This is a genomic window from Streptomyces alkaliphilus (assembly GCF_014141535.1).
Lineage (GTDB): Bacteria > Actinomycetota > Actinomycetes > Streptomycetales > Streptomycetaceae > Streptomyces > Streptomyces alkaliphilus.
Map to the genome: position 1 here is coordinate 1 of NZ_VKHT01000098.1, position 9,005 is coordinate 9,005.

The window sequence follows — 9,005 nt, forward strand, 5'->3', positions numbered from 1 at the left end:
GGACGGGCGAGGGGCGGGCCGCCGGTCGCGGCGCCGCCCGGGGAACGACACGAGGGAGGGCCGCGTAGTGCCGAAGGGACAACCGGAGACGGTGCCGAGGGACGGGTTGACGACCAGGCAGCGCCGCAACCGCCCGTTGCTGGCGGTGCACACCGGTACCGGCAAGGGCAAGTCGACGGCGGCCTTCGGTCTGGCGTTGCGCGCCTGGAACCAGGGCTGGCCGATCGGGGTGTTCCAGTTCGTCAAGTCCGCCAAGTGGCGGGTGGGCGAGGAGCGGGCGCTGCGGGTGCTGGGCGACTCCGGCGAGGGCGGGAGCGTTGCCTGGCACAAGATGGGCGAGGGCTGGTCGTGGGTCCAGCGGGACCTCGCCGACAGCGAGGAGGCCGCCCGGGAGGGGTGGGCGCAGGTGCGCCGGGACCTGGACGCCGAGCGGTACCGGCTGTACGTGCTGGACGAGTTCACCTATCCCCTGCACTGGGGCTGGATCGACACCGACGAGGTGGTGGCGACGCTGCGGGAACGACCCGGTGCCCAACACGTGGTGATCACCGGCCGCAACGCGCCCGCCGCGCTGATCGACGCGGCCGATCTGGTGACCGAGATGGGGAAGGTCAAGCACCCCATGGACGCCGGGCAGAAGGGCCAGCGGGGGATCGAGTGGTGACGCCGTGACCCCCCGGGTGGTGATCGCCGCTCCCGGCTCGGGCAGCGGGAAGACGACCGTGGCGACCGGCCTGATGGCGGCCTTCACCGAGGCGGGGCTGAGGGTCTCCGCGCACAAGGTGGGGCCCGACTACATCGATCCCGGCTACCACGCGCTGGCCACCGGGCGGCCGGGACGCAACCTGGACGCCTGGATGTGCGGACCCGACCGGGTGGCCCCGCTGTTCCGACACGGGGCCGCGGGGGCCGACCTGGCGGTCGTCGAGGGCGTGATGGGCCTGTTCGACGGGGCGAGCGGGATGGGCGAGACCGCCTCGACCGCGCACGTGGCGAAGCTGTTGCGGGCACCGGTGGTGCTGGTGGTGGACGCCTCGGCGCAGTCTCGGTCGATCGCGGCGCTGGTGCACGGCTTCGCGTCCTGGGACACCGGGGTGCGACTGGCCGGGGTGATCCTCAACAAGGTGGGGTCCCCCCGGCACGAGTCCCTGTTGCGGGAGGCCCTGGACGGCGGCGGCGTCCCGGTGCTGGGCGCGCTGCCCCGCGAGGACGGCCCGGTGCGCACGCCCTCGCGCCACCTGGGCCTGGTGCCGGTGGCGGAACGGCGCGCGGAGGCGCTGGAGTCGGTGCGGGCGATGGCCGAACGGGTACGGCGCGGGGTGGATCTGTCGGCGGTGCTGGCGGTGGCCCGTGCGGCGCCGGCGGCGGGCGGACCGGTCTGGTGTCCGGCGGAGGCGGTCGCGGGGGCCGAACGGGAGTGGGACCCGGCGGCGCCGGGAGTCCCGTCGCAGGATCCGCCCGGGCGCGCCCCGGTGGTCGCCGTGGCCTCGGGTGCCGCCTTCACCTTCGGCTACGCCGAGCACCCGGAGCTGCTGGAGGCGGCCGGGGCGCGGGTGGTGACCTTCGATCCGTTGCGCGACGAGGCGCTGCCCACGGACGCGGAGGCCCTGGTCATCGGCGGTGGTTTCCCCGAGGTGTACGCGCCGGAGCTGGCCGCGAACGAGCCCCTGCGCCGGGCCGTGGCGGCGTTCGACGGACCGGTGGTCGCGGAGTGCGCGGGGCTGCTGTACCTGTGTCGGAGCCTGGACGGCGCCCGGATGTGCGGGGTGCTGCCGGCGGAGGCGCGGATGACGCGGCGGCTGACGCTGGGCTACCGGGAGGCGGTGGCGCTCACGGACAACCCGCTGGCGCCGGCGGGGGGCCGGGTCCGGGGGCACGAGTTCCACCGCACGGTGGTGGAGCCCGGTGCCGGGGAGGCGCCGGCGTGGGGGTTCACCCATCCGGAGCGGCGCGCCGAGGGCTTCGTGCGGGGCCGGGTGCACGCCTCCTACCTGCACGTCCACTGGGCGGGCGCGCCGGGAGTGCCCCGGCGGTTGGTGGCCGGCTGCCGACAACGGGCCGCCGCGCGGGTACGGAACGGCGCTTCGTGAGTCGCTCCCCGGGGCGCGTCACGGGTGTCTGCGCGGGAGTGGGGGCGCGCCCCGGGGTGGCCGCGGATGAGGTCCTGGACCTGATCGCCGTCGCGCTCGCCCGGCTCGTCCCGCGGAGCGGGCCGGGGTGCGTGGTCCCGGGGGTGCCGTCGGGGGTGCCGCCGGCGGTGGAAGCGATCGCCACTGTCGCCGCACGGGCCGCGGAGCCGGGACTGCTGGAGGTCGCCCGACGCTTGGGCGTTCCACTGCGGGATTGGCCGGCCGCGTCGCTGGTCGGCGTGGCCGGCGTACGGCCCTCCGCCCGGGTTCTGGCGGCGGTGGGCACGCCCTCGGTCGCGGAGGCCGCCGCGCTGCTGACGGCCGGGCCGGGAGCGGCGCTGTTGGTGTCCCGCCTGGTCTCGCCGGGCGGGCGGTGCACGGTGGCGCTGGCGGCCCCTCCGGCACGGGAACATGAACGGGACGACGAAGGACACGGAGAGCGCGATGGAGACCGGGATCGGTGGGACGGTGCCGGCGGCGGGGCCCCGGGCGGAGGCGCGATCGGGGGGCCGACCGGTGGAGGAGCCGGATCTGCGACACCACGGTGACGCCGAGGTCCGCGGGGAGGGTGCCGGTCTGGTCGACCTGGCGGTGAACGTGCGCGCCGGCACTCCGCCCGCCTGGCTGCGCGAACGTCTGGCCGCCTCGATGGGCGACCTGGCGGCCTACCCGGACGACACGGCGGCCCGCCGGGCGGTGGCCCGCCGGCACGGACTGGCGCCCGATCGGGTGATGGTGACGGCGGGAGCGGCCGAGGCGTTCGTGCTGCTGGCCCGGCTGGAGGGGATCCGGCGCCCCGTGGTGGTGCACCCCCAGTTCACCGAGCCGGAAGCGGCCCTGCGGGACGCCGGGCACCGGCCGCGACGCCTCCTGCTGTCGGCGGCGGACGGCTTCCGGTTGGACCCCGCGGCCGTGCCGGCGAAGGCCGACACGGTGGTGATCGGCAACCCCACCAACCCCACCTCGGTGCTGCACCCGGCGGAGGCCGTCGTCGCCGCGGCCCGGCCGGGCCGGCTGTTGGTGGTGGACGAGGCGTTCATCGACGCCGTGCCCGGCGAGCGGGAGTCCGTGGCCGGGTTGGTGGACGAGGTGCCGGGGCTGGTGGTGATCCGCAGCCTGACCAAGACCTGGGGGCTGGCGGGACTGCGGATCGGGTACGTGTTGGCCTCGCCCCGCACGGTGCGCGAGTTGGAACGAGGGCGGCCCCTGTGGCCGGTGGGTACGCCGGCGCTGGTGGCGGCCGAGGCCTGTTGTTCGCCGCGGGCGCTGGCGGAGGCCGAGGCCGCCGCGCGGGAGACGGAGGAGCGGCGGGATCTGCTGATGGCGACGCTGTCGGGGTTCGGTGAACTGCGTGTCGCCACCCCGGCGCCCCGGGGGCCGTTCCTGTTGGTGGAGCATCCGGAGGCGGACCGGCTCCGGGAACGGCTGCGGGAGGAGGGGTTCGCGGTGCGGCGCGGCGACACCTTCCCCGGGCTGGGACGACGGTGGCTGCGGTTGGCGGTCCGCGACGCGGCCACCACGGAGGCGCTGCGGGAGGCGCTGGTGCGGGTCGGGGTGACCTGAGGCCGACCGCCCCGGGACCGGGCCCTCCCGGGACGGGCCTCGGCGCGCGGTCGCCGGGGCCCGTCCCGGGTGCGGGGGTGCGGCTCAGTCCCGGTGGGCGCCGGAGCGGCGACGTCCGATCATCAGCAGGGCACCGGCGCCGAGGAGGACGGCGGCGCCTCCGGCGATCCATGGAGTGGCGGCGTCACCGCCGGTGGCGGCCAGTTCGGGGGCCTCGGGGCTCTCCGGCTCGCGCACGACGGTCTGCGGGCGCGGGTCGGCGGCCCCCGACTCCTGCGCGACGGGGTCCGGCTCCGCCGGGTCGGTGGGGGCCTGCGGCGCCCCGAGGGCCGGGGCGGGCGAGGAGCAGGATGCCTCCGCGAGGATGATCCGGCCGCCCACCTCGGCCACATTGAGCTTCAACGGGTTGACGTCCACGGACAGTTCGAGGGCCGTCGCGGCCGCCCCGGAGTCGGTGACCGACCGCTTCGCGAGGTCCAGTCGTACCTCGCCCACCCCCGGCACCTCCACCAGGGTCTCGCCGGCGGCGGTCAGGGTGACCCGCTGGCCGAGGACGGTGACCGAGCCGGGGAGTTCGGCGTCGGCGGTCGGTTGCCCGCCGGCGGGGCAGTGGGCCCGGGCGGAGACGGCGTCCACCTCGATGACGGAGAGCAGGGGCAGGCCGGGGACGTGGACGGAGGCGTCGACGAGGTCGACCTCCGCCTCGGCCCGGGCGTCGTCCACCACGGCCCGGGCGGTGGCGACCTCGGCGTCCAGCACCCGGAAGGGCGTGCCGCCGTCGACTCCGTCCAGTGCGGCGGACAGGGTGGTCCTCTCCGCGGTCGCCTCCCCGGCGGGGGCGGTGACCTCGTTGAGGGAGACGGACAACGGCAGTTCGACGGAACGGTTGAGCAACGCCACGTCCAGACCGGTGCGCAGGACGACGGCGCCCGCCGACCCCGCGCCGCCGTCGCTCGGGGCTCCCCCGTCCTCGTCGGCGAGGGCGGGGGCGGCTCCGACGGAGAGCAGGGCGAGGGTGGTGAGCAGGACGGCCGCGCGACGGGCGCCGGTACGGGAGCAGGCGGAGTGGAACACGGGTTGGGACCCCCACGTAGGGACGGTGTCGCCGGGCCCGGGACGGCCGCGTGCGCGGGACCACGGATCGCGGGAATCGCGTGGTGGGACGCGGCCGTTCCGGGCGGGGTGAACGGTGTGTGGCGGGACCCGGGTGGTTGCCGGGGCCCCCGTCACCCGATGCGGCGAACGGGACTCACCCATACTTGACGCCACGACCACGAAGCGTCAGCTCCATCCCTCGCCCTTCACCTGAAAGGGTGGGTTTCGGATTTTTGTGCGGGTGGTGACGGGGAAGGGGTGGGTCGCGCTTCCCCCGATCGGCCCACGGGACGGCCGCCTACCGGACCACCCGCCCCCGCAACACCACGTGGCGGGGGGCCGCCAGGACCCGCACGTCCGCCCGGGGATCCTCCGGATAGATCACCAGATCCGCCGGGGCCCCCTCCGTCAGCCCCGGCCGCCCGAGCCATCTCCTCGCCCCCCAGGAGGCCGCGGAGAGCGCCTCCCCGACCGGAAGACCGGCACGCACCAGCTCGGCCACCTCGTCGGCGATCAGCCCGTGCGCCAGGGAGCCGCCGGCGTCGGTGCCCGCGAAGATCGGGATTCCGGCGTCCCGGGCGGCCCGGACCGTGTCGTACCGACGGGCGTGCAGCCGACGCATGTGCTCCGCCCACCGGGGGTACTTGGCCTCTCCGCCCGCCGCCAGACGCGGGAAGGTGCCGATGTTCACCAGGGTGGGGACGATGGCCACCCCGCGCTCGGCGAACAGCGGGATGGTCTCCTCGGTCAGTCCGGTGGCGTGCTCGACGCAGTCGATGCCCGCCTCCACCAGATCACGCAGCGAATCCTCGGCGAAGCAGTGGGCGGTGACCCGGGCGCCCTCGGCGTGCGCGGCGGCGATGGCCTCCTCCACCGCCCAGCGGGGCCAACAGGGCGCCAGGTCGCCCTCCGCGCGGTCGATCCAGTCACCGACCAGCTTGACCCAGCCGTCACCCCGGCGGGCCTCCCGGCGCACGTACGCCGCCAGGTCGCCCGGTTCGATCTCGTGCGCGAAGTTGCGGATGTAGCGACGGGTCCGGGCGATGTGCCGGCCGGCCCGGACGATCCGCGGCAGATCCTCGCGGTCGTCGATCCAGCGGGTGTCGGCCGGTGAACCGGCGTCCCGGATCAGCAGGGTTCCGGCGTCCCGGTCGGTGAGCGCCTGTCGCTCCGAGGTGGGCCGGTCCACCGCCCCGCCCGCGTCGAGCCCCACGTGACAGTGCGCGTCGACCAGGCCGGGCAGCACCCAACCCGTGAGCACGGTCGGCTCGTTGACGCCTCCCGAATTGCCCCCGGCGATGGGACGGGTGAAACTGATGCGACCGTCAACGATCCACAGCTCGTCGTGAACATCGTCGTCACGTCCGGGACCGGTCAGGATGTGGCCCCGAACGTGCAGGAGCGGACGTGAACTCATGGTTCGCAGCCTACGAGTGCCTGCTACGCTCCGCACTCACCGGGGGACCCGCACATCGGAGGCGTCCGTCCGAACGTCCCGTGCCGCGGAGGTGCCGCGACACGGCTCACTTCAGCCCCAGGGAGGCCGGCGTGGGGACCCCCACCGAAGAATTCCACGCCTTCTTCGAGGAACACCACGCCGAACTGGCCCGCCTGGCACGGTTGATGCTCGGCAACGGCGAGGACGCCGAGGCCGCCGACGACCTGGCCGCCGACGCCCTGCTCGCCATCTGGGACCGCTGGGACCGGGTTCGCGCCGCCGAGCATCCCGTCGCATACGCCCGGGGTGTGGTGGTGAACCTCGCGCGTTCGCGGATCCGCAGCCGGATCCGCGAACGCCGGCGGGTGACCCAGTTCTGGTCCGGGCGCTCCGAGCAGACCGACGGCCCCGACATACCCGCCGTGGTGGACGTGCGGGCCGCCCTGGAACGTCTCCCCTACCGCAAGCGGGCCTGTGTGGTCCTGCGGCACGCCTTCGACCTCTCGGAGCGGGAGACGGCCACGGCCCTGGGGATATCGGTGGGTACCGTGAAGAGCCAGACCTCCCGCGGCATCGCCGAATTGGAGCGGCTGTTGGCGCCGCGGGAACCGGAGGGGCGCGCCGACCCGTCCGAACCGCTGCGGGTACTGCGCGCCGGACCCGTGGAACCGGGCGCCGTGGAACGGAGGAGCTGATGGTCGAAGGACCCGACGTGCCCGGCCGATTGCGAGCCGCGGCGCTCGACCATCGGCCCGATCGCGAGCGGATGCTGGCCCGGGTGGAACGCGGCATGGCGGCCCGTGCGGCGGGCTCCGCCGCCGGTCGGCGCCGCCCGGCGGGCCGTCGCAGGAGCGGGGGCTCACCGGTGGGTCTGCCCGGTTGGGTGCGGACCACCGGCGTCGCCGCCGCGCTCGTGGCCACCCTGGGCGGGGTCACCGTCACCGTCAACGCCCTCACCGGGCAGGGGGAGACACAACCCTCCGCCGGCGGGGACACGGAAAACCCCACGGACGCCTCCGCGGGGGTCGAGAGCCCTGAGGACACCGGGGGTGGGGCCGGGAACGCCTCCGCCGGGACCGGTGACGGCGGGGAGGCCGACGGCCACACCTCCGCCGGGGAGGCCCCGACGCGCGGAGGCACCGCCGGGGAGGCGGAGACCGGGGGCGGGGACCCCGGCGCCCCCGACCACGGTGGGACGACGACCACCGGCGGGGTCCCCGGCGTGCCCGGGGACGGGGACCCGGGTTCCGACGAGCCCTCGCTCCCCGTGGAGAGCGACGGCATCGGTGTCCGGGCCGTGCTCGACCCGACGGTGGCGGAGAACCCCTATTGGTCGCAGAGTCTTCTGATCCTGACCACCGAGCGGGTCCTGCGCGAACTCGTCGTGGAGGTGCGGCTGCCCGTCGGCGAGGGGATCTCGCACACCGGTGACTGGCTGACCCTGCCGGCCGAGGAGTGGGAGACCACGGTGGCCAGGGACGGCGACACCCTGGTCTTCCGTTGGCGGCTGCGGGAGGGGGCGGTGGTCCCGGTGGGCGAGTACACCTTCGCCGCGCAGTACGACCACCCGGCGGGCAACCGGGGCGTCGAAGCCGATCTCTTCACCGTGCGGGGTGTCGCGGAGGACGGCGCGGAGGTGTCCTCCCGGGGCGGATTCGTCTGATCCCGTCCCCGGCGGGGACGTACCGGGGTGGAGCCGGGAGCACGCCACGACGCACCCGGGGTCGCGTTCCCCGTGCGGCCGACCCGGTGAACCCCTATGCTCCCATGGCACGGGCCCCGATCGCACGGGAAACCACCGGCGCCTCGGCAACACCGGAAGCGCCGAAACCACGGTGCACACCACCCCCGGGGGTCCCCCGGAAAAACGCTCCTGATTTTCCGGCGTCACGGCTTCCGAATGGACCGAGTGGTTGAGGTCGGGGACGGGACCCACCGGGCCGTCTTCCGAAAATCCCACCGGAAAACCCTTTCTATTTCCCCAAATTTTTCCGATCAAACCAAAAAATTTGAAATTTTTCGGAGACCCCCCCGGGGACGTTTGCGTTCCGCCATCGTTACATATATGTGACCGGTGCCACCACGTGCCCGTTTTGTGGGGTTACCGCCGCGCAAAGCGCGCATTTCACCCCTGCGATCCGGTGGACCCCATTACCACATTTTCCCCTTCCAGGGAACCCCTTGAGCGGATGCGATTCCCGGGGAGCCCGGCTAGATTCGACTCACATGACCACCGCACAGATCGACCGAGTGGAAATTCCCGGGGCACCCGACGGATTTTCCTTCGACGTTCCGAAAACCGAGGACGGTGCCGACCTGTGGCGCATTGCCCGTGACTCCCGGGTACTCGATGTCAACTCCTCCTACAGCTATTTGTTGTGGTGCCGGGATCACGCGAACACGTCCCTGGTGGCCCGCGCCGAGGATGGCGGAGCCGCCGGGTTCATCACCGGTTATCTGCGCCCCGGTAGGCCGACCACCCTCATGGTCTGGCAGGTCGCCGTGGACGCGACGCACCGCGGACACGGCCTGGCCGCCGCCATGCTCGACCACCTGGCGGCACGGACCCGGGTGGACTTCGGCGTGGACACCGTCGAAACCACCGTGACCCCGGACAACGTCCCCTCCAACCGCCTCTTCACCGCCTTTGCCGAGCGGCACGGCGCCCCGGTCCACCGGGAGGTGCTGTTCGCCGCCGACGACTTCCCCGAGAGCGGCCACGAGCCCGAGGTGTTGTACCGCATCGGGCCCTTCCCGGCTCCGACCGACGCCCGCTGAGG

General features: G+C 74.3%; 9 protein-coding genes. 7 read left to right on the top strand and 2 right to left on the bottom strand.

Features of this window, described 5'->3' with window-relative positions; all coding sequences use genetic code 11:
* Positions 1 to 67 precede the first annotated feature (67 nt).
* From cobO to cobC, 4 genes are read left to right on the top strand one after another with little or no spacing between them, the layout of a single operon-like run.
* Positions 68 to 664, top strand: coding sequence for a cob(I)yrinic acid a,c-diamide adenosyltransferase (cobO, locus tag FNQ90_RS05695; protein ID WP_182605257.1), 597 nt, complete (start codon positions 68 to 70; stop codon positions 662 to 664).
* Between the two features lie 4 nt (positions 665 to 668).
* On the top strand, positions 669 to 2,090 hold the full coding sequence (locus tag FNQ90_RS05700; RefSeq protein WP_182605258.1) for a cobyrinate a,c-diamide synthase: 1,422 nt from the start codon (positions 669 to 671) through the stop codon (positions 2,088 to 2,090).
* Positions 2,087 to 2,677 carry a cobalamin biosynthesis protein gene (locus FNQ90_RS05705; protein ID WP_182605259.1) on the top strand — a complete coding sequence of 197 codons (591 nt, stop codon included), beginning with the start codon at positions 2,087 to 2,089 and terminating at the stop codon, positions 2,675 to 2,677. The genes FNQ90_RS05700 and FNQ90_RS05705 overlap by 4 nt, the downstream gene beginning before the upstream one ends.
* Positions 2,574 to 3,692 carry an Rv2231c family pyridoxal phosphate-dependent protein CobC gene (cobC, locus tag FNQ90_RS05710; protein ID WP_182605260.1) on the top strand — a complete coding sequence of 373 codons (1,119 nt, stop codon included), beginning with the start codon at positions 2,574 to 2,576 and terminating at the stop codon, positions 3,690 to 3,692. The genes FNQ90_RS05705 and cobC overlap by 104 nt, the downstream gene beginning before the upstream one ends.
* A gap of 84 nt (positions 3,693 to 3,776) precedes the next feature.
* On the opposite strand, the gene FNQ90_RS05715 is transcribed toward cobC, so the two are convergent.
* Positions 3,777 to 4,766, bottom strand: coding sequence for an SCO1860 family LAETG-anchored protein (locus tag FNQ90_RS05715; RefSeq protein WP_182605261.1), 990 nt, complete (start codon positions 4,764 to 4,766; stop codon positions 3,777 to 3,779).
* Positions 4,767 to 5,085: 319 nt separating this feature from the next.
* Positions 5,086 to 6,204: an amidohydrolase family protein gene (locus FNQ90_RS05720; protein WP_182605262.1), complete on the bottom strand. Its 1,119-nt coding sequence runs from the start codon at positions 6,202 to 6,204 to the stop codon at positions 5,086 to 5,088.
* A gap of 131 nt (positions 6,205 to 6,335) precedes the next feature.
* On the opposite strand from FNQ90_RS05720, the gene FNQ90_RS05725 reads away from it, so the two are divergent.
* From FNQ90_RS05725 to ectA, 3 genes are all read left to right on the top strand, one after another.
* Entirely contained in the window at positions 6,336 to 6,920 is a 585-nt protein-coding gene (locus FNQ90_RS05725; protein ID WP_143621231.1) for a SigE family RNA polymerase sigma factor, read from the top strand.
* Positions 6,920 to 7,888: a hypothetical protein gene (locus FNQ90_RS05730; RefSeq protein WP_182605263.1), complete on the top strand. Its 969-nt coding sequence runs from the start codon at positions 6,920 to 6,922 to the stop codon at positions 7,886 to 7,888. Before FNQ90_RS05725 ends, FNQ90_RS05730 begins: the two co-directional genes overlap by 1 nt.
* Before the next feature lie 563 nt (positions 7,889 to 8,451).
* Positions 8,452 to 9,003: a diaminobutyrate acetyltransferase gene (ectA, locus tag FNQ90_RS05735; RefSeq protein WP_182605264.1), complete on the top strand. Its 552-nt coding sequence runs from the start codon at positions 8,452 to 8,454 to the stop codon at positions 9,001 to 9,003.
* Positions 9,004 to 9,005: the final 2 nt, after the last annotated feature.